This is a genomic window from Variovorax sp. RA8 (assembly GCF_901827175.1).
Classification (GTDB): domain Bacteria; phylum Pseudomonadota; class Gammaproteobacteria; order Burkholderiales; family Burkholderiaceae_C; genus Variovorax.
In genome coordinates, this window is the sequence record NZ_LR594662.1 from 897,912 (window position 1) to 917,961 (window position 20,050).

At 63.8% G+C, this 20,050-nt stretch carries 21 protein-coding genes; 17 read left to right on the top strand and 4 right to left on the bottom strand.

What is annotated here, in order from left to right; genetic code table 11:
- Window positions 1–25: 25 nt before the first annotated feature.
- Genes E5P3_RS04335 through E5P3_RS04350 form a run of 4 tightly spaced genes read right to left on the bottom strand, consistent with a single transcriptional unit; the run spans window position 26 to window position 4,039 of the window.
- A complete protein-coding gene (locus tag E5P3_RS04335; protein ID WP_162584841.1) occupies window positions 26–2,095 on the bottom strand; it encodes a hypothetical protein in 2,070 nt (689 codons plus the stop codon).
- The gene (locus tag E5P3_RS04340) at window positions 2,092–2,688 is read right to left on the bottom strand and encodes a hypothetical protein (protein ID WP_162584842.1); all 597 of its coding nucleotides are present in this window, start codon (window positions 2,686–2,688) and stop codon (window positions 2,092–2,094) included. The genes E5P3_RS04335 and E5P3_RS04340 overlap by 4 nt, the downstream gene beginning before the upstream one ends.
- The gene (locus tag E5P3_RS04345) at window positions 2,685–3,095 is read right to left on the bottom strand and encodes a GtrA family protein (protein ID WP_162584843.1); all 411 of its coding nucleotides are present in this window, start codon (window positions 3,093–3,095) and stop codon (window positions 2,685–2,687) included. Before E5P3_RS04345 ends, E5P3_RS04340 begins: the two co-directional genes overlap by 4 nt.
- Complete coding sequence (locus tag E5P3_RS04350) at window positions 3,092–4,039, bottom strand: glycosyltransferase (RefSeq protein WP_162584844.1); 948 nt, start codon at window positions 4,037–4,039, stop codon at window positions 3,092–3,094. Before E5P3_RS04350 ends, E5P3_RS04345 begins: the two co-directional genes overlap by 4 nt.
- 224 nt (window positions 4,040–4,263) lie before the next feature.
- On the opposite strand from E5P3_RS04350, the gene rfbB reads away from it, so the two are divergent.
- The 17 genes from rfbB to wecB all read left to right on the top strand — a co-directional run bounded on the left by rfbB (window position 4,264) and on the right by wecB (window position 19,918).
- The gene (gene rfbB / locus E5P3_RS04355; RefSeq protein WP_162584845.1) at window positions 4,264–5,325 is read left to right on the top strand and encodes a dTDP-glucose 4,6-dehydratase; all 1,062 of its coding nucleotides are present in this window, start codon (window positions 4,264–4,266) and stop codon (window positions 5,323–5,325) included.
- Window positions 5,322–6,212 (top strand): dTDP-4-dehydrorhamnose reductase, encoded by an 891-nt coding sequence (gene rfbD, locus E5P3_RS04360; RefSeq protein WP_162584846.1) that lies wholly within the window; start codon window positions 5,322–5,324, stop codon window positions 6,210–6,212. Before rfbB ends, rfbD begins: the two co-directional genes overlap by 4 nt.
- Before the next feature lie 22 nt (window positions 6,213–6,234).
- On the top strand, window positions 6,235–7,122 hold the full coding sequence (gene rfbA / locus E5P3_RS04365) for a glucose-1-phosphate thymidylyltransferase RfbA (RefSeq protein WP_162584847.1): 888 nt from the start codon (window positions 6,235–6,237) through the stop codon (window positions 7,120–7,122).
- Entirely contained in the window at window positions 7,119–7,667 is a 549-nt protein-coding gene (gene rfbC, locus E5P3_RS04370; protein WP_162584848.1) for a dTDP-4-dehydrorhamnose 3,5-epimerase, read from the top strand. Before rfbA ends, rfbC begins: the two co-directional genes overlap by 4 nt.
- Before the next feature lie 70 nt (window positions 7,668–7,737).
- Entirely contained in the window at window positions 7,738–8,427 is a 690-nt protein-coding gene (locus E5P3_RS04375; RefSeq protein WP_162584849.1) for a WbqC family protein, read from the top strand.
- Complete coding sequence (locus E5P3_RS04380) at window positions 8,424–9,362, top strand: glycosyltransferase family 2 protein (protein ID WP_162584850.1); 939 nt, start codon at window positions 8,424–8,426, stop codon at window positions 9,360–9,362. The genes E5P3_RS04375 and E5P3_RS04380 overlap by 4 nt, the downstream gene beginning before the upstream one ends.
- The gene (locus tag E5P3_RS04385) at window positions 9,359–10,189 is read left to right on the top strand and encodes a phytanoyl-CoA dioxygenase family protein (protein WP_232072982.1); all 831 of its coding nucleotides are present in this window, start codon (window positions 9,359–9,361) and stop codon (window positions 10,187–10,189) included. The genes E5P3_RS04380 and E5P3_RS04385 overlap by 4 nt, the downstream gene beginning before the upstream one ends.
- Window positions 10,186–11,016 carry a class I SAM-dependent methyltransferase gene (locus E5P3_RS04390; RefSeq protein WP_197893938.1) on the top strand — a complete coding sequence of 277 codons (831 nt, stop codon included), beginning with the start codon at window positions 10,186–10,188 and terminating at the stop codon, window positions 11,014–11,016. The genes E5P3_RS04385 and E5P3_RS04390 overlap by 4 nt, the downstream gene beginning before the upstream one ends.
- A complete protein-coding gene (locus E5P3_RS04395; protein WP_162584851.1) occupies window positions 11,009–11,647 on the top strand; it encodes a class I SAM-dependent methyltransferase in 639 nt (212 codons plus the stop codon). The genes E5P3_RS04390 and E5P3_RS04395 overlap by 8 nt, the downstream gene beginning before the upstream one ends.
- Window positions 11,644–12,309, top strand: a complete 666-nt coding sequence (locus E5P3_RS04400) for an acetyltransferase (protein WP_162584852.1) — start codon at window positions 11,644–11,646, stop codon at window positions 12,307–12,309. Before E5P3_RS04395 ends, E5P3_RS04400 begins: the two co-directional genes overlap by 4 nt.
- Window positions 12,306–13,226 (top strand): hypothetical protein, encoded by a 921-nt coding sequence (locus E5P3_RS04405; RefSeq protein WP_162584853.1) that lies wholly within the window; start codon window positions 12,306–12,308, stop codon window positions 13,224–13,226. Before E5P3_RS04400 ends, E5P3_RS04405 begins: the two co-directional genes overlap by 4 nt.
- Window positions 13,223–13,600, top strand: coding sequence for an EamA family transporter (locus tag E5P3_RS04410; RefSeq protein WP_162584854.1), 378 nt, complete (start codon window positions 13,223–13,225; stop codon window positions 13,598–13,600). The genes E5P3_RS04405 and E5P3_RS04410 overlap by 4 nt, the downstream gene beginning before the upstream one ends.
- Window positions 13,593–15,203: a hypothetical protein gene (locus E5P3_RS04415; RefSeq protein ID WP_162584855.1), complete on the top strand. Its 1,611-nt coding sequence runs from the start codon at window positions 13,593–13,595 to the stop codon at window positions 15,201–15,203. Before E5P3_RS04410 ends, E5P3_RS04415 begins: the two co-directional genes overlap by 8 nt.
- 39 nt (window positions 15,204–15,242) lie before the next feature.
- Entirely contained in the window at window positions 15,243–16,391 is a 1,149-nt protein-coding gene (rffA, locus tag E5P3_RS04420) for a dTDP-4-amino-4,6-dideoxygalactose transaminase (protein WP_162584856.1), read from the top strand.
- A gap of 194 nt (window positions 16,392–16,585) precedes the next feature.
- Entirely contained in the window at window positions 16,586–17,638 is a 1,053-nt protein-coding gene (locus E5P3_RS04425) for a polysaccharide biosynthesis protein (RefSeq protein WP_162584857.1), read from the top strand.
- Between the two features lie 4 nt (window positions 17,639–17,642).
- Window positions 17,643–18,770 carry a UDP-2-acetamido-2,6-beta-L-arabino-hexul-4-ose reductase gene (gene wbjC / locus E5P3_RS04430; RefSeq protein ID WP_162584858.1) on the top strand — a complete coding sequence of 376 codons (1,128 nt, stop codon included), beginning with the start codon at window positions 17,643–17,645 and terminating at the stop codon, window positions 18,768–18,770.
- 11 nt (window positions 18,771–18,781) lie between these two features.
- The gene (gene wecB, locus E5P3_RS04435) at window positions 18,782–19,918 is read left to right on the top strand and encodes a non-hydrolyzing UDP-N-acetylglucosamine 2-epimerase (RefSeq protein WP_162584859.1); all 1,137 of its coding nucleotides are present in this window, start codon (window positions 18,782–18,784) and stop codon (window positions 19,916–19,918) included.
- Window positions 19,919–20,050: the final 132 nt, after the last annotated feature.

Genomic DNA, 20,050 nt, shown 5'->3' on the forward strand with positions numbered 1-20,050 from the left:
TAGCGGCGCGCCGATGGGCATGCCCCTACTTGGCGGCAGGGCCGACGGCGACGGGGATGTGCGGGACCGGCATGTCCATTTCATGCAGGTACCGATAGCCCTCTGCAGCAATCGAGAACTGCAGGTCGTAGGTGCCTTCGGCCGAGGGCTTGGGAATCATGACGCTGATCGCTTCCTCCTCGCCGGGGGCAAGGGAGAAGTTCAGGTCCTGCCGGGCCAGCCATGCGGGTGCAGGCGCGGCAGCCGCTGGATCGGCGGAGGCGGGTACGAAGCGCCAGGTCAAGCGCAACGGATGCCCGACGCGCGACAGCGAGTGGAGAGGCTGCGCGCCGTCGTTCCGAATGCGCACGGCTACCTTCAGCTCGCGCGCGTCGGCCTCGGTTGCCGTGGGAGTGAGTTGGATCTGCCTGGCCTGTGCCTCGTCCGGGGGGCGAGGCGCGGCGTCGGTGGGCAGGTGGACCCCCGGGCAGGGCTCGAGCGACACCCAGGCCGTTCGCGCCAGCAGCGCATCCGGGACGAGCCTTCCTGCAGCCCATGGCGCCGGCGCCATGCTGTAGATCCGCGCCGCGGCCGAATGGCAGGGCAAGGGGTGGATGTAGCCCGGCGGCGCATTGCCCGAATAACCGTTCAGGGTCGGCATCCTGCGGTCCTGCGCGAAGACCATGCCGTCGAGCTCGGTCATGTAGAAGGGCTCGTTCGCGCGTCCGGTGAGATACAGCACGGCATCGGGCTTGAAGGCCGTGGCGCCAGCTGCCTGCTCCACCGCGGCCATGCGGCCGCGCCACTGGTCGAAGCCGGTGAAGTACGGACGATAGGCCAGGGTCTCGAGGGAGAACGCGAGGACGATCAGGCTCGAGACCAGCCATCGGAGGCCGCGATGCCGCTGCAGGTGCTCGACGCCGATGGCCGCCATGACGGCGACCGGCAGTGCCATGACCAGGACGACGCGGCTCACCGCCCGCAAGGAAGAGATGCCGGGCAGCGCCATCGCGTGCTGGTACAAGGACTGCCCGTTCACATGCAGGGTAAAGGCCACCAGCAGTGCCAGCGCCGCCAGCGAAAGCCCGAGAAGCCGGCGCCAGCGCGCCGCCGCTTCGGTTGTTGCCGTGACCAGCGCCCAGAGGGCGAGCACGAGCGGAACGAAGCCGATGAACATCTGGTGCTCGTTGCGGGCCTCCAGGCCGGACACCGCAGCCCCGAGCCATCGGTAGCCCAGCACCGCGTCCGCCAGCAGGTAGCTCTGCGGCCGGGGCAGCATGACCAGCACCTCGTCGGGCATCCGGCTGAAGCCATAGATGCGGCTGATGGCGTGGTACTTCAGCAGCAGGTAGCCGACCGCGGCAGCGGATGCCGCGATGACCAGGAGCGCTGTGCATTCGAACAGGCCTGCGGAGGTCCCGGGCCTGCGCCGGGCAGCTGGCGGACGGAACGCGGGGACCAGCATGGCCACGGCCGTTGCCGCGAGCAAGTAGGCCATGAAGACGCCCAGATAGATCGAGCAGTAGAACTGCAGCGCACCCCACGCCGCGAGCCGGGCCAGATGCGTGAGGCGCCGCTCCTGGACGAATTGCAGCAGCGCCAGCCACGCCAACGGGATGGCAAACCGGTAGGTCAGCTGCGCATGGGATTCCTGCGCCAGGGCCGGCAGCGAGAACGTGTAGACGAAGGCGGCGACCGATGCGCCCAGGGACGAGAAGCCCAGCCTGCGCATCACCAGGTACATGGCGACGAAGTCGAGCCCTAACCCGACGGTCAGCCAGGCATCGAGGGCAGGCTCGCGGGCGAGTCCCAGTGCGCGGAAGAGAACGTAGACGAGGCCGGAGCCGAAGTGGTTGTCACTGAAGGCCAGCGCGCCCGGGGCCGGATAGAAGAAGCCCGGCGACCACAGCGAAGGCCAATCGCCGCTCGCCCGCTGGAACAAGTGCTCGAGGATGACGCTGTTGAAGCGCGCATCGCCCAGGTCGCCCGGCACCGCGGTGAACCAGTTCGTCGCCCGCAGGATGTAGAAGCAAAGTCCCACCGCCGCCAGGACCAGCGGCGCGAGTCGATAGCCGGGGGCTGCATGCCAGTCTCCGTGCGTGGCCGTCGATCTCATCGGCAGGTGTAGTCCTTCTGCGGGGCGCTGTTGCGGAAGGGGTCCGTCAGATCGTCGCTGTACTGGCCCATCAGCAGCCGCTGCTTGGGCAGCAGGTGCCGCCGGAAGAAACGGCTGAAGCTCGCGAGCCCGTCGCCCTTTGGGGTGAGGCGCACGCAGCCGTTCTCGATGCGGATCGTGCCGGATTCCAGCTGCTCGGTCAGCCGCACATCCACCAGGCGGTGCTCCTTGAGGTACTCGTCGGTAAAGACTTCGGCGAAGCGGCTCTGCTGGATGCCGCCGCCGCGCTGCTGCAGCTTCTCGAGAATGTAGAAGGACAGTGAGCGATCCAGCACCGTGGGCACCGAGATGGCGAGCGCATAGGCGGCCAGCAGCCAGATGATCAGCATCTGAAGCTTCTCGAAGCCGCTGAACAACGAGAAGGACCGCAGCGCCATGACCAGTCCCGCGGTGATGAACGCAGCCAGCACGCCGTCGACGATGGCGCTGTAGAACACCACGTTCACGTGCATGAAGGAGATATGCACCCAGTAGATGAAGCAGGCCAGCACGAGAAAGAAGGCGCTTGCCGCGGCGAATCGAATGATTTTCATGGTCCCGAGAACACGAGGAGCTTGTTGCCGACGTAGCTCAGCAGGGTCTGGAGCACCGTGGCGATCAGGAATCCAATGCTGTAGTCCAGATGCAGGACGTCGGTCCACGCGAAGAGCAGCAACCCGTGCAGGCACGCGATCGAGGCATACAGGATGAGAAAGCGCAACGCCTGGTGCGCCCAGGGCGTGCTCGCCTTGCGGAAGACGAAATAGCGGCTGCCGATGAAGGAGGCCGCGATGCCGAACCAGGCGGCCACGAAGTTGGCAACGCCGGCGGACGGCATGCCCAGTACCCGGAGATTGAAGCTCAGCACGCCATAGTGGACGGCTGTTGCGATCAGTCCGTTGAGGATGAAGCGCCCCAGCTCGGCGAGGCGGGGATCTGCCAGTCGGGCGCGCAGGATCATGCGGGGCGGCCGGTGTGCGTCACCGTATCGACGAAATCGGTGTAGGCGGCCTGCAGCGAGGCGCCCGACCTGCTCACGCCGGTGAGCATGAGGCTCATCAGGGCCAGCGTGCCTGTCTGCAGGAACACCAGCAGCAGGATGCCCAGCGCCACCGAGAACCAGCCGGGCGTGGCGTAGCCCGACACCTTGAGCACCACGGAGGCCAGGCCGCCCAGGATGGTCAGCGTGCCCAGGAGCGCCGCGGCGATGCCGACGCGCACGAGCACGTCCTCGGCGAAGACCATGATGCCGCGGAACCCGTGCAACGTCAGCCCGACGAAATTCATCTTGCTCTGCCCGGCGTAGCGAGGGCCCCGGTCCAGCGCGCAGGTGGCGATGCGCAGGCGGGAGCCGAGCACGCAGCTGGCGACGTGCGTCCAGAGTTCCTGCATGGCGGCCAGGCGCTTGACCGCATTGGGCTTGAGCGCCATGAAGTTGCCGAAACTGATGCTGCGCCCGGTGAGCAGCTTGAAGAGCCGCCGGTAGACCGCGTAGAAGAGCTTGAAGCGCAGTGTCTCGACGCGCGTGCGGCGCTGGGCGACGACCACGTCGATTTCGTCCGGTTCCAGCGTGCGGAGCAGTTCGGGAATGGAGGCGGGAAGGTCTTCGCCGTCGGAATCCATCACCACGACCCGCTGGACCTCGGCCAGGTGCTCGGCCGCGTAGCCGAGGCCGACGGCGATCGCGCGTTGATGGCCCACGTTGCGCCGCAGACGGATCACGGTGCCGCTGAGGCCGATGGCCTCCAGCTGCCGGATGTCGACCGGCTGCCGGACCGAGCCGTCGTCCACCGCCACCACGTGCACCTGCTCGCCGAAGGCATCGAACAGTTCGTGGAACAGGCGGGTGGAGGCTTCGCTGTCCTCGAAGACAGGCGTCACGACGACGAAGGGGAGGGCGCTCATCAGGGGAGGAAGAAGAACAGGGAGCAGAGGGGCGACGAGGCCGCGGCGCTGGGGCTGGGGCCGGGGCCGATCAGCGGCGGGTATTGTGCCCCATGCCCTTGCTGCCGTTCGAGGCGCGGTCCGCGCCGGGGGGAGCGCTGGCGCCTTCCGCGGCATGCCGCGATGGGATAATCCCCGATTGCCGGCCGGCAGGCGGCCTTTTCATTTGCACAGCGGGGGACTTCATGATCCTGGTTACCGGCGGCGCCGGATTCATCGGCGCCAACTTCGTTCTCGATTGGCTCGCCCAGAGCGACGAGGCTGTGGTCAATCTCGACAAGCTCACCTACGCCGGCAACCTCGAGACCCTGGCCTCGCTCAACAACGACCCCAGGCACATTTTCGTGCAGGGCGACATCGGCGACAGCGCCCTGGTCGACTGCCTGCTCGCCGAGCACCGGCCGCGCGCAGTGCTCAACTTCGCAGCCGAGTCGCACGTGGACCGCTCGATCCACGGGCCTGAGGACTTCGTGCAGACCAACGTGCTGGGCACCTTCCGCCTGCTCGAATCCGTGCGCGGCTACTGGGGCTCCTTGCCGGCGGAGCAGAAAACGGCCTTTCGCTTCCTTCACGTCTCGACCGACGAGGTCTACGGCTCGCTCTCGTCCAGCGACCCGGCCTTCACCGAAGAGCACAAGTACGAGCCCAACAGCCCCTACTCGGCCAGCAAGGCCGCCAGCGACCACCTGGTGCGCGCCTGGCACCACACCTACGGCCTGCCGGTGCTCACCACCAACTGCTCGAACAACTACGGCCCCTTCCATTTCCCCGAGAAGCTGATCCCGCTGATGATCGTCAACGCCCTCGCCGGCAAGCCGCTGCCCGTGTACGGCGACGGCATGCAGGTGCGCGACTGGCTTTACGTGAAGGACCATTGCAGCGCCATCCGCCGCGTGCTCGAGGCCGGCAAGCTGGGCGAGACCTACAACGTCGGCGGCTGGAACGAGAAGCCCAACATCGAGATCGTGCACACCGTGTGCGCACTGCTCGACGAACTGCGTCCGCGCGTCGACGGCCGCGGCTACAAGGAGCAGATCACCTTCGTGACCGACCGCCCCGGCCACGACCGGCGCTATGCCATCGATGCGCGAAAGCTCGAACGCGAGCTGGGCTGGAAGCCGGCGGAGACCTTCGACAGCGGCATCCGCAAGACCGTCGAGTGGTACCTGGACAACGCCGCGTGGGTGCGCAACGTGCAAAGCGGCGCCTACCGCGACTGGGTGAAGAAGCAGTACGAGGCCGCATGAAGGTATTGCTCCTCGGCAAGACGGGGCAGGTGGGCTGGGAGCTGCAGCGCAGCCTGGCGCCGCTCGGCGAACTGGTCGCGCTGGACTCCAGGAGCACCGAGCTCCATGCCGACTTTCGCGATCCCGGACGCGTGGCGCAGACGGTGCTCGCGCTGCGGCCCGACGTGGTCGTCAACGCCGCCGCGCACACTGCGGTCGACAAGGCCGAGAGCGAGCCCGAGCTGGCGCGCCTGCTGAATGCCACCGCGCCCGGTGCCATTGCCCAGGCCGCGCAGCAGGTCGGCGCGCTGATGGTGCACTACTCCACCGACTACGTGTTCGACGGCAGCGGCGAGCGGCCCTGGCAGGAAGACGATGCCACCGCGCCGCTCAGCGTTTACGGGCGCACCAAGCTCGAAGGCGAGCAGTTGATTGCCGCCCATGGCCCGAAGCACCTGATCTTCCGCACCAGCTGGGTCTATGCCGCGCGCGGCGGCAACTTCGCCAAGACCATGCTCCGACTGGCCAAGGAGCGCGAGCGGCTGACCGTGATCGACGACCAGTTCGGCGCTCCGACCGGCGCCGAGCTGCTGGCCGACGTGACGGCCCATGCCATCCGCGACACGCTGCGCGATCCGGCGAAGGCCGGGCTGTATCACCTCGCGGCCGGCGGCGAGACCACCTGGCACGGCTATGCGCGCTTCGTGCTCGAGCAGGCCGAGGCGGCCGGCGTCGCGCTGAAGGCCGGGCCCGCCATGGTCGACGCCGTCCCGACCAGCGCCTTTCCCACCCCCGCCACGCGGCCGCACAATTCGCGCCTGGGTACCCTCAAGCTGCGGTCCACCTTCGGCCTCAGCCTGCCGTCCTGGCAGACCGGCGTCGCGCGCATGCTGCACGAGACGCTCTGACTCACCACCGGAAAACAATCCCATGACGCAACGCAAAGGCATCATCCTGGCCGGCGGCTCCGGCACACGCCTGCATCCGGCCACGCTGGCGATCAGCAAGCAGCTGCTGCCGGTCTACGACAAGCCGATGATCTACTACCCCCTCAGCACCCTGATGCTGGGCGGCATGCGCGACATCCTGGTCATCAGCACGCCGCAGGACACGCCGCGCTTCCAGCAACTGCTGGGTGATGGGAGCCAGTGGGGCATCAACCTGCAGTACGCCGTGCAGCCCAGCCCCGACGGGCTGGCGCAGGCCTTCATCATTGGCGACAAATTCGTGGGAAATTCGCCGAGCGCGCTGGTGCTGGGGGACAACATCTTCTACGGGCACGACTTCTTCCACCTGCTCTCCGATGCCGACGAGAAGGAGAACGGCGCAACGGTGTTCGCCTATCACGTGCACGACCCGGAGCGCTATGGCGTGGTTGCCTTCGATGCGAACGGCAAGGCCAGCAGCATCGAGGAGAAGCCGGCCAAGCCCAGGAGCAGCTATGCGGTGACGGGGCTGTATTTCTACGACAACCAGGTGGTCGACATCGCCAAGGCCGTGAAGCCCAGCGCGCGCGGCGAGCTGGAGATCACCGCCGTCAACCAGGCCTACCTGGAGCGCGGCCAGCTCAACGTGCAGATCATGCAGCGGGGCTATGCCTGGCTGGACACCGGCACCCACGAGAGCCTGCTGGAGGCCGGGCAGTTCATCGCGACGCTGGAGCACCGGCAGGGGCTCAAGATTGCCTGTCCGGAAGAGGTGGCGTGGCGCAATGGGTTCATCAGCACCGAGCAATTGGCGAAGCTGGCTGGGCCACTGGAAAAGAGCGGGTATGGAAAGTACCTCAATCATTTGCTTGGCGAAGGGGTTCGCTCATGAAGGTCACGCCTACAACAATTGCAGACGTCCTGATCATTGAGCCCAAGGTCTTCGGCGATGCGAGAGGATTCTTCCTGGAGAGCTTTAATCAAAAGGCTTTCGACGAAGCGATTGGTGAGCACGTCGAATTTGTCCAGGACAATCATTCGCGCTCCGTCAAGGGCGTTCTTCGTGGGTTGCACTATCAGATCGAACAGCCTCAGGGCAAGCTCGTCCGCGCGGCTCGTGGAGCGGTGTTCGATGTCGCAGTGGACCTCAGAAAGTCATCGCGCACCTTCGGCCAATGGGTTGGCGTGGAACTGAGCGAGGACAACCACAAGCAAATGTGGGTGCCCGCAGGCTTTGCACACGCCTTTCTCGTGCTAAGCGAGTCAGCGGACTTCATGTACAAGACGACCGACTACTACGCGCCGGCCCATGAGCGCGCGATCGCCTGGAACGATCCGGAGTTGGATATCCGCTGGCCTGATGTCGGCGGACCCCCGAAACTGTCGGCCAAGGATTCCGCGGCGACGGCATTCCGAATGGCAGAGGTGTTCGTCTGACGGCCACCCGTCGCATGCACGGCCTGGCGCCGTGCGCGGTGCCTTGAGAACTTTGAGTGAGAGAGACGAATTGAAGAAGATTGCCATCGTTCAGTCGAACTACATCCCTTGGAAGGGCTATTTCGACCTCATCGGCGCAGTCGACGAGTTCATTCTTTACGACGAAATGCAGTACACCAAGCGGGATTGGCGCAACCGGAACCAGATCAAAACCCCGCAAGGGCTTCAGTGGTTGACGGTCCCGGTTCGCGTGAAGGGGAAGTACGAGCAAAAGATCAGGGATACGGAAATCGATGGACAGGGTTGGGGTGCCACGCACTGGAAATCGCTGGCCCAGAACTATGCGCGTGCCGCGCACTTTGAGGAGATTGCCGAATGGATCGAACCGTTGTATGGGCAGACGTATTCGCACCTGTCCGATTTGAACAGGCGGTTTATCGAGACGATCTGCCAGTACTTGGAGATCGGCACGACCATCAGTGATTCGGCGCAGTATTCCCTGGTCGGGGACAAGACCGAGCGTCTGGCAGACCTGTGCGTGCAGGCCGGTGCCACCGAATACATCTCCGGCCCGTCGGCCAAGAGCTACGTGGACGAGGAAGTCTTCCGCGAGCGAGGCGTTGCGCTCGCCTGGTTCGACTATGCAGGCTATCCGGAGTATCCGCAGTTGTGGGGCGAATTCGTCCATGGCGTGACTGTCCTCGATCTCCTGTTCAACTGCGGCAAGGATGCGCGGCGCTACATGAGGTCTGCAGCGTGAAGCTCTCGATCGTTGCGACGCTGTACCAATCGGCGCCTTACATCGCCGAATTCCATCGGCGCGCCACTGAGGCAGCCCGGCAACTGGTGGGCGAGGCGTTCGAGATCGTCCTCGTCAACGACGGTTCCCCGGACGACAGTCTTGCGAGAGCCGTCGCGCTCACGGAGGTCGACCCGCATGTCGTCGTGGTCGATCTCTCGCGCAACTTCGGACACCACAAGGCCATGATGACCGGCCTCGCGGCCGCCAGGGGCCAGTACATCTTTCTGATCGACAGTGATCTGGAAGAAGAGCCGGAATGGCTGATCCCCTTCGCTGCCCAAATGGAGGCGGCGTCGTGCGACGTGGTCTATGGCGCCCAGTCCAGCCGCCGCGGCGGCTTCTTCGAGCAGGTGAGCGGCGCCGTGTTCTATCGGGCCTTTCGTCTGCTGACCGGCGTCGCGCAGCCCAACAACATCGTGACGGCCCGGCTGATGTCGCGAAGGTACGTCGACGGGCTCCTGCGGCACGAAGAGCGAGAGCTCAACATCGGTGGGCTTTGGGTGACGACCGGCTTCAAGCAGGTGCAACTCACGGTCCAGAAGCATGCGACGAGTCCGACGACCTACTCGCTGTCGCGCAAGCTCAGTCATCTGGTCAATGCAGTGACTTCGTTCAGCAGCCTGCCCTTGGTGTTCACGTTCTATTCGGGGTTGCTGATCTCGATGACGGCCGTGTTCTACATCCTGTATCTCGGGGGGCGGTACTTCTCCTCGTCGGCACCGCCGGACGGCTATACATCGATCATCGCGTCGATCTGGCTCTTTTCTGGGCTCATCATCTTCTTCATCGGTGTGCAGGGCATCTACATTGCCAAGATATTCTCGGAGGTGAAGCAGCGGCCGTACACCATCGTGCGACAGGTGTACGGCCGGGAACAGGAGGGCCATCCTTGAACCAGGAAGCGCGCGAGATTCCATCGGCTTGCTACGGTGTTCTGGAGCGGGTGGCGGCGGAAGGGCCGCTCGCGGAAGCGGCGGAGCAGGTGCGCATCCTCGGATACGCCACGATCGATTCGGGCTATAAGCAGGCCGAGCTCCAGGTCCTCTCCCAAGCCTTTGATGAGATCCGGGAGGCCTACATCGCTCGCCACGGCCAAGCCTATCTCGAGAGCCTCGACGAACTGAACAATATTCGCCTGATGCTGGCCTACGGCGACGGCGCCTTCCTGCGGCTGGCATTGAACGAACACGTACTGAAAACCGTCGCCATGCTGATCAGCGGAAAGTTCGTACTGAATCAGCAGAACGGCGTGATCAACCCGCCCCTGGAGACATACAACCAGGGCGCCTGGCACCGGGACTTGCCGTACCAGCACTTCGTGTCAACCACGCCCCTGGCCATCAACGCCCTGTTCTGCATGGACGATTTCACGGCCGACAATGGCGCGACCTTCGTGCTGCCTGCGTCGCACAGGAACGGGCCCTTTCCGTCGCCGGGCCACGTTCGCAAGAATGCCGTGCAGGTCGAAGCCAGGGCGGGCCAGTTCATCCTTCTCGATTGCATGGCCTTCCATTCGGGCGGCTACAACCGCAGCAGCCGGGCACGCCGCGCCGTGAACCACGTCTACACCATTCCTTACTTCAAGCAGCAGATCAAGATCGCGGGCGTCCTCGATGGCGACCTTTTGCCGCCGCACGCGCGGGAGATCCTGGGCTTTGATTTTCAGGAGCCGCTCTCAGTGGACGGCTATCTCGAGTCGCGCAGGAAGCCAGGCGCTTGAACGATCGCGAGAGGCCCGTTCCTGACATCGAAGGTCGCAGCATGGCGGTATTGCCACCCGGAACCATTCTTCAACTGATGTACCTCGACGAGAGGCTGCGGCGGCTTCCGCCCGGCCGCTTCATCGAGATCGGACCCGGCAGCGGCGAGATCACGCAGGTGCTCCTGCGTCGCGGCTGGACCGGGTGTTCCTACGACCTGGAGCCCAGGACGATCCGCAGACTGCAGGAGCGCTTCGCTGCCGAGGTTTCCGAACATCGATTCTCGGCGGTCAACCAGGACTTCCTTTCGACCGATGAGGAGAGCAAGGCGGACCTCGTCATCTCGTGCATGGTGATGGAGCACCTGGAAGATCCGATGCAGTCCCAGTTCCTGCGGGTGGCCGAGCGAGTCTTGAAGCCGTCGGGGCTGATGATCGGCCTTGTCCCCGGATCGCCCGCGCATTGGGGCATCGAGGATGACATCGCCGGGCACTGCAGGCGATACACGAGGTCGAGCATCGAGGCCTTGGCCGCTGCCAACCAGTGGAGCTTGCAGCACCTCGCAGGACTGACTTTTCCTGTCTCGAACCTCCTGCTGCCGATCTCGAACTTCCTGGTGAAGCGAAGCGAGAGTTCCAAACTCGGCATGTCGCAACTGGAGCGTACGAAGGAATCGGGCCGCCGCCAGGTCAAGTTCAAGACGCACTTTCCATCCGTACTCGGCATGGTTCTCAATCGGAGCACCATGTTGCCTGCCCACCTGATTCAGAAACGCTTCTCGCGGTCCGAGAAAGCCCTGGTCCTGTACTTCGAGGCCAAACCCCGATCTGGAGCGCGAAATGGTTGAAGAAGGCAATCAGAATCTCTTGGCGGACGTGGCCGCCTACTACTCGGGCAAGCTGGCCGAGCATGGTCTGAGCCCACGAGGCGTCGACTGGAACGGGGAGGAAAGCCAGATCCTGCGTTTCCGTCAGCTTTGCAGAATCATCGACCGGCCCGGGGAGGTGTCCGTCAACGACCTGGGCTGTGGCTATGGTGCCCTGTTCGATCTTCTGGCGGCGGATCGCCCGGAGATCAGTTATCTGGGCGTCGACGTCTCTGCCAGCATGATCGATGCGGCACGCGAGCGACTGAAGGACCATTCCAATGCGCGCTTCATCCAGGCGAGCGTTCCGGACGTCATCGGGGACTATGGGGTGGCGAGCGGGATCTTCAATGTCCGGATGGAGCGTACGGATGCGGAGTGGCAGTCGTACCTGGAGGCGACCTTGGACCAGCTCGACCGGACAAGCCGGCTCGGCTTCGCGTTCAACTGCTTGACCTCGTACTCCGACGCCGATCGCATGCGGCCAGACCTGTATTACGCGGATCCTTGCCGTCTTTTCGACCTGTGCAAGCGCCGCTACGCAAAGAACGTGGCCCTGCTGCATGACTACGGGCTGTACGAATTCACCATTCTTGTCAGGAAGCAGGTATGACCAAGCGTCTTGTCATCTTCGGAACCGGCGACATTGCCCAGTTGGCCCATTACTACTTCAGTTCGGATTCCGATTTCGAGGTCGCGGGCTTCACGGTGGATGCGGCCTTCGTGACTGCGCCGACCTTCTGCGGACTGCCGGTGATCCCCTTTGAGGACGTCCTCGACCGCTATTCCCCGGCTGATTTCGAGATGTTCGTGGCGCTCAGCTACTCCCGCTTGAACGCGGTCCGCAAGGAGAAGTACCTGGCCGCCAAGGCAAAAGGCTATCGCCTTGCAAGCTTCATCAGCCCGGCGGCGACCGTGCGCAACGATGGGCAGATCGGGGAGAACTGTTTCATCTTCGAGGACAACACGATCCAGCCCTTCGTGCGGATCGGCAACAACGTGACGCTTTGGAGCGGGAATCACATCGGGCATCACTCGACGATCAAGGACCATTGCTTCCTCGCCTCCCATGTGGTTGTCTCGGGCGGCGTCGAGATCGGGGAGCAATGCTTCGTAGGTGTGAACGCGACGCTGCGGGATCACATCAAGGTCGGCGAGCGGTGCGTGATCGGCGCCGGCGCGCTGCTGCTGGCCGATGCCGAAGCCGAAGGGGTCTACATCGGTCCGGCCACAGAGCGATCACGCGTGCCGAGCACCCGCTTGAGAGGCATATGACGATTGCTTGGAAGAAGCTGGGCTGTCTCTACTGCCCTGGCGGAGACCGCCATCCCAAGCTCCTGACGCATGCGGCCAACCCGTTGGCGGTGCCACTGGCCGGGGATATCTACCGCGTGTTCTACAGTGGCCGCGATGATCGGCAGCGCTCATCGGTTGGTGCGGTCGACATCGACATCGTGAAGCGGCGGGTGCTCCACGAGCACTTTACACCGCTGTTCGAGCATGGCCCCGCCGGCAGCTTCTACGCAGACGGCGTGAGCATCGGGAACTGCTATCAGACGAGCTCCGGGCGCTACATCCTCTTCATGGGCTGGCAGAACCCGCCCGACGCGCACTGGCGCGGCGAGATCGGGCGCCTGGCCGTCGACCGCGATCTGCGGCTCGCATTGGACGGAGAAAGCGCGTTCATGTCGCTGGATGTGGTTGATCCGGTCAGCCTTTCCTATCCGTGGGTCATCAACGACGGGCCAGGCGACCGATGCCGCATGTGGTACGGCTCGACGCTCACATGGGACGGCGGAAATGGCGAGATGGTCCACGTCATCCGCCATGCCTCGTCCGAGGATGGCAACCATTGGCGTCGGGACGGCGTCGCCGTGCCCTACGCGTTAGACAAGGCTCAGGCCTTCTCGCGCCCTACGGTCGTGAAGGATGCAAAGGGCTATCACATGTGGTTCTCGTATCGCAGCGGCACGGGCCAGACCTATCGAATCGGCTATGCGTCGAGCGAAAACGGATCCGACTGGATGCTCCGGCTGGACGATGCGGGCATCGACGTCTCGGAGGAGGGATGGGATGCCGAGATGATCGAGTATCCCTTCGTGTTCGAACATCGGGGCTCGAGATACATGCTTTACAACGGCAACGGCTACGGGAAGAGCGGTTTCGGGCTTGCCGTGCAGGACGGCTCATGATTGCGCGGCTCACCGATTACATCTATATCGCAGCGACCATCGGCTTCACTGTCTACGGTCAGCTCGTCCTCAAGTGGCGCGTCGGATTTCACGGCCACCTGCCTGCGGAGTTCGCAGACAAGATCCGCTACATCTTCGGTGTGCTGATCGATCCCTGGATCGTTTCCGGGTTGGCGGCGGCCTTTCTTGCATCGCTGACATGGATTGCGGCTATGACCAAGTTCCAGCTCAGCCATGCCTATCCCTTCATGAGCCTGAACTTCGTGATCGTCCTGGTCCTCAGCGCCTGGCTACTGAATGAGCCGATCACGCTTGCGAAGGTGTTTGGCGTCGCGATGATCGTGATCGGTACGGTGGCGATTGCGCGTGGTTGAAACAGACCGGGAAGTGCGGCGCTCGCCGGCGCGGCTCGCGTTGACGACGGCGCTCGCAACTGCATCGGCACTGCTGGTCGTCTTGTACATGCTCTCGCCGCCGCGGTGGGAGACCAACGACGACGTCGCCATGTCCATGGTGACGCACGGCTACGGCATCGCTGCGCCGGGCGCACCTCCCTACCTCATGTTCTCGAACGTGTTGTGGGGCTACATGGCGCGCAGCATTCCAGCTTTCGGCGGACTGCTGGGCTACTCGACCGCGACGATCGGGGCCCTCTCCATCGCGTGCGCCGCCGTGACGTACGGGATGCTGCGTCTCGGTGCGGGTTGTGTGCCGAGCCTGGCAGCCGCCGGCCTTCTGTTCGTGCGCCCCATGCTCTTTCCCCAGTTCACGGTCAACGCGGGCATGCTCATGGTCGCAGCAGCGATCCTCTGGTGCGTGCATTCGGTCGAACGCCCCGCCTGGGCGCTGGCGGCGAGCGCGTTGCTCGCCCTCCTGAGCTACTTGATTCGGAGTCAGGAGTGTCTGCTCGTGCTGGCGGTCGCCCTTCCGCTTCTTTCCTGGCGCCCGCTGCGATCCAGGCGCGTGCAGGGGGTCCTGCTGGCAGTCTGCTGTGCCATTGCCGCGGCTGCGATCTTCGATCATCGCGCGTACCAGGCTAAGGAATGGCAAGAGTTCAATGCGCTCAACCCCGTTCGCGCACGACTGACGGACTTTCGTGCCGGGGAGTCCTTGCGCAAACGCCCGGACATCGTCGAGCGGCATGGCTACAGCCTCAACGATGTTGCCTTGATGGAAAAGTGGTTCTTCGTCGATCCAGGGATCGCCGATCCGGTAAAGCTGGACGCCATGCTGGCAGAGGCCGGTCCTCTGCCGCGCCAGGATCACGCGTGGGCCAATGCGCTGATCAGTCTGAAGGCGCTCGGACATCCATCGCTCTGGGTTTTCGTCGTCGTCGGAGTGCTCGGTGCCATGCTGCGGCCGAGCCGAGGGTTGTTCATGGCGTGGGCGATCTTCCTCGCAGCGATTGTCGCGATGGGTTTCCTTGGCAGGCCCGGTATCATTCGCGTCTACCTGCCGGTGGTCAGCCTCCTGGCGATCGCTCCGCTGCTGCAGCGGACTAGCGCTGGCTCGGTTCGCAATCGGGCCCTTTGCGCGGTGCTCCTCCTGGCGGCGGCGGCAAATGCTTTCAACGTTCTCTCCGAGTCGAGGTCGACGAACACAGCCGACGCGCACGCGCGCGCCCGCGTCGCCGGGTTCCCTGACTATCCGGTGGTGATCTGGGGCGGAGGCTTTCCCTTCGAGGCGGTGTACCCGGTCCTCGGCGCCTCGCAGACAGTCTTGGACTACAAGCTTTACGGATTGGGCGTGTCGACGCTGGCGCCATTCTCTGTCGCCCGCGCGGAAGACCGCGCGGGCCGAGGCATGATTGCGCGCCTGCTGGCTGGGGAGGGGGTGCCGCTGGTCGCCTCGGACGAGGAAATCCGCCTGCTTGGCGTTTACTGCCGGGAGCACCACGGTGGACAATTGCAGCAAACCGAAAGACCTCTGAAGGCTGGCGGCGGGCCGAGTCGTTATCGTTGCGTCCAAGGACGCTGACGCGGCACCGGATCGGTCGCCAGCAAGCAAACAATCGATATGGCAAACAGCAAGATTCCCTTCAATTGGCCGTACATGACGGGCAAGGAGCTTTACTACATCGCCGAGTCGCACTTCAACGGCCGGCTGGCAGGAGACGGGCTGTTCACGAGCCGCTGCCACCGATGGATCGAAGAGCGCACCGGCTGCAGCAAGGCGCTGCTCACGCATTCGTGCACTGCGGCGCTGGAGATGGCGGCGCTGCTGATGGATGTGAAGCCGGGCGACGAGATCATCATGCCGTCCTACACGTTCGTATCGACGGCCAACGCATTCGTGCTGAGGGGTGGCGTCCCTGTGTTTGTCGACATCCGCGCCGACACCCTGAACATCGACGAGTCGCTCATCGAGGCGGCGATCACCCCTCGCACCCGCGGCATCGCGGTGGTTCACTATGCAGGCGTAGCCTGCGAGATGGACGCGATCATGGCCATCGCCGAACGGCATGGACTGACGGTGGTCGAGGACGCCGCCCAGGGTGTCATGGCGAGCTACAAGGGCAGGCCCCTGGGCAGCATCGGCCAACTGGGGGCCTACAGCTTCCACGAAACCAAGAACGTGATCTCCGGGGAGGGCGGGGCGCTGCTCGTCAACGACCCCGCCCTGGTCCAGATGGCGGAGATCATCCGCGAGAAGGGCACCGACCGCAGTCGCTTCTTCAGGGGCGAGGTGGACAAGTACACGTGGCAGTCGGTCGGGTCCTCCTTTCTCCCGGGCGAACTGATCGCCGCCTTCCTGTGGGCGCAGTTCGAGGAGGCCGAGCGCATCACGCAGATGCGCATGGATGCCTGGGACCGCTACCACGTCCTTGTGGAGCATCTGGAGACAGCCGGGGCTCTCCGGCGGCCGCGGGTGCCCGAGGGTTGCCGGCACAACGCCCACATGTACTACGTGGTGCTTACGCCTCGGATCGATCGGCAGAAGGTGCTGGACGCGCTCAAGCGGGCCGACATTGCGGCTGTCTTCCATTACGTTCCGTTGCACTCCTCGCCGGCGGGACGCCGCTATGGCAGGGCCCACGGCACATTGGATGTCACCGATCGCCAATCCGAATCCCTCATCCGCCTCCCTCTCTGGGTGGGGCTGACGCGGGAAATGCAAGATGGCGTCGTCCAGGTGCTGGCAGACGCGATCTCAGCGCAATCCTGAGGGCGCTTTCGCAGCCTGTTCAGGGCGGCCGTGGCGGCGCGTGCGCGCAAGCCGCGGTTGGAGATTGCGCTAAAGTGCGCGATTGGTTGCCGCCATCTCGGACAAGTGACGCTCGCGCGGCCCGGCCTGACAGGCTTTCCCCTCGCCGACCCAGTCGACCACTTCCTACATAGAACCTCGAGCCCCAATTTCAGATGCAAACGCCATTCAGCAACAAAACCTTATTGATTACAGGCGGGACGGGGTCCTTCGGTAACGCCGTCATCAAGCGCTTTCTCCAGACGGACATCGGTGAGATCCGGATTTTCAGCCGGGACGAGAAAAAGCAGGACGACATGCGCAAGCGTTACAACAACGCCAAGCTCAAGTTCTACATCGGCGATGTGCGCGATGCGCACGGCCTGGCCGCCGCCATGCGCGGCGTCGATTACGTGTTCCACGCGGCCGCCCTCAAGCAGGTCCCGTCGTGCGAATTCCATCCGATGCAGGCGGTTCGCACCAACGTGCTGGGCGGCGAGAACGTCCTCGAGGCCGCGGTCGCCGCGGGCGTCAAGCGGGTTGTGTGCCTGAGCACCGACAAGGCGGTCTATCCCATCAACGCCATGGGCATCAGCAAGGCAATGATGGAGAAGGTCATGGTGGCCGCGAGTCGAAACCTCGAAGGCACCGCGACCGTGATCTGCGGCACGCGCTACGGCAACGTGATGGCCTCCCGTGGGTCGGTCATTCCGCTGTTCGTGCAGCAGGTCCTCGACGGCCAGGACATCACGATCACTGACCCGGACATGACGCGCTTCATGATGACGCTGGCGGACGCGGTCGACCTGGTTCTCTACGCCTTCGAGCACGGGCAGAACGGGGACATCTTCGTCCAGAAGTCGCCTGCCGCGACCATGGAAGTCCTCAGCCAGGCCATCCTGGACCTGATGGGGAAGAAGGACCATCCCATTGCCATCATCGGGTCGCGGCATGGCGAGAAGCTGTTTGAGTCGCTGCTCAGCAAGGAGGAGCGCGCCTGCGCGGAAGACCTTGGCGACTACTTCCGTGTGCCGCCGGACGGACGCGACCTGAACTATGCGAAGTTTGTCGAGCAGGGCGAAAGCCGCATCACGCGAGCCCTTCACGGCGAGGAGTACAACTCGCACAACACCACGCGCCTGGACGTCGAGGGCATGAAGCAACTGCTTCTGAGGCTCGAGTTCATGCAAAAGGTCGCTCGCGGCGAGCCAGCCGTGCTGGAAGGGTGATCCGGTGAAGGTGCTCATCACGGGTGCCGGCGGTTTTGTCGGCAAGAATCTCCGCCTGGCGCTCTCCGAGCGCAAGGACGTGGAGGTTGTCGCTTTCGAATCCGGTGACAGCGTCTCGAAGCTGCCGGAACTGCTGCGCGGCGTGGCGTTCGTGTTCCACCTCGCGGGGATCAATCGGCCGCAGGACCCGAAGGAGTTCACCACCGGAAACCTCGAGCTGACGCAATCGCTGTGCGACGCGGTTGCCAGGGAGATCGAGGCGAGCGGCAGGAAGATCCCCTTTGTCCTGACCTCTTCCATCCAGGCTGAACGGGACAACGCCTACGGGCAGAGCAAGCGCGGAGCGGAGCAGGCTGTCTTCGCCGCCGCGAAGCGCCATGGATTCCCGGCGCATGTCTTTCGCCTTCCCAATGTGTTCGGCAAATGGTGCCGTCCGAACTACAACTCAGCCGTGGCCACCTTCTGCCACAACATCGCCCGCGGGCTGCCGATCGAGGTGCGCGATCCGGCAGCGCCTCTGACGCTCGTCTACATCGACGACCTCGTGGCGCGTTTCATTGAATTGCTCGACGGCGCCAACGCTTCGCTGGATGCTGCCGGCTTCGCAACGATGACGCCCCAGTACTCGACCACCGTGGGCGAGGTGGCGGAGCTCATCGTCCGCTTCAAGGAAAGCCGGAAGACCCTGGTGACCGAGCGCGTCGGGACGGGGCTCGTGCGGGCCTTGTATTCGACCTATGTCAGCTACCTGCCAGTGGATGCGTTCAAGTACGGCGTCCCGCGCCATGGGGACGCGCGTGGTGTGTTCGTGGAAATGCTCAGAACGCCTGACAGCGGCCAGTTCTCCTATTTCACCGCCCATCCGGGAATAACCCGTGGCGGCCACTACCACCACAGCAAGACCGAGAAGTTCCTGGTCATCAAGGGCCATGCGCGCTTCAAGTTTCGCCACATGCAAACCGGCGAGACTTACGAGTTGACCACCAACGGCGACGAGGCCGAGATCGTCGAGACCGCGCCGGGCTGGACACACGACATTACCAACATCGGGCAGGACGAGATGATCGTCATGCTGTGGGCGAATGAGCTCTTTGACCGCGCCAAGCCAGACACCTACGCCAGTCCGCTCTGACACTCTGAGTTATGAAGAAGCTGAAAGTCATGTCGGTGGTCGGCACGCGACCCGAGATCATTCGTTTGTCCCGTGTGTTCGCCGCGCTGGACGAACACTGCGAACACGTGCTGGTCCACACGGGGCAGAATTACGACTATGAGTTGAACCAGGTCTTCTTCGATGACCTGAAGCTGCGCAAGCCGGATCATTTCCTGAACAGCGCAACCGGCAGCACGAGCGCGGCGCATACCATCGGCAATCTCATCATCGAGGTCGATCGCGTGCTGGCAGAAGTGCAGCCCGAGGCGATGCTGGTGCTTGGCGATACCAATAGTTGCCTTTCGGTGATTCCCGCCAAGCGACGCAAGATTCCAATCTTCCACATGGAAGCCGGCAATCGGTGCTTCGATCTGCGGGTGCCGGAAGAGATCAATCGCCGAATAGTCGATCACACTGCCGACATCAATCTCACCTACAGCACGATTGCGCGCGACTACCTGCTGCGAGAGGGATTGCCGCCCGACCAGGTGATCAAGACCGGCAGTCCCATGTATGAGGTGCTGCACCATTACATGCCCCAGATCCAGGCTTCCGACGTGCTGCAGCGCCTGGGCCTGACCGAGGGCAACTTCTTCGTGGTCAGTGCGCATCGCGAGGAGAACATCGAGTCAGAAGGCTCATTCGGCAAGCTGGTCTCCACCTTGAATGCGATTGCCGAAGACCACGACCTGCCCGTGATCGTTTCCACGCACCCCCGAACGCAGAAGCGAGTCCAGGCCACATCGACCAGCTTTCACCCTCAGGTCCGCCTCCTGAAGCCTCTCGGCTTCCACGACTACGTGAAGCTGCAGATGTCCGCCAAGGCCGTCCTTTCGGACAGCGGCACCATCAATGAAGAGTCCTCCATCCTGAACTTCCCGGCCCTCAACCTGCGCGAGGCGCATGAGCGGCCCGAGGGCATGGAGGAGGCCGCCGTCATGATGGTGGGGCTCGGCGTCGAGCGCGTCCGCCAAGGCTTGGCTGTCCTGAGTTCGCAACTACGGGGCGCCGATCGCAGCTTGCGCCTGGTCGCCGACTACAGCATGCCCAACGTTTCCGACAAGGTGCTTCGGATCATCCACAGCTATGTGGACTACGTGAACCGGGTAGTGTGGAAGAAATATTAAGCAGCGTCGGGTCCGACTCGGGGCTTCCAATAATTGCAGCGGGGTAGCTTGATCGCCTCGCATCCCTCGGTCCGCTTTGACACAAACTGGCGATTTCATCTCAGCGCCTGTTTGCGTCAAGGGGATCGCTGA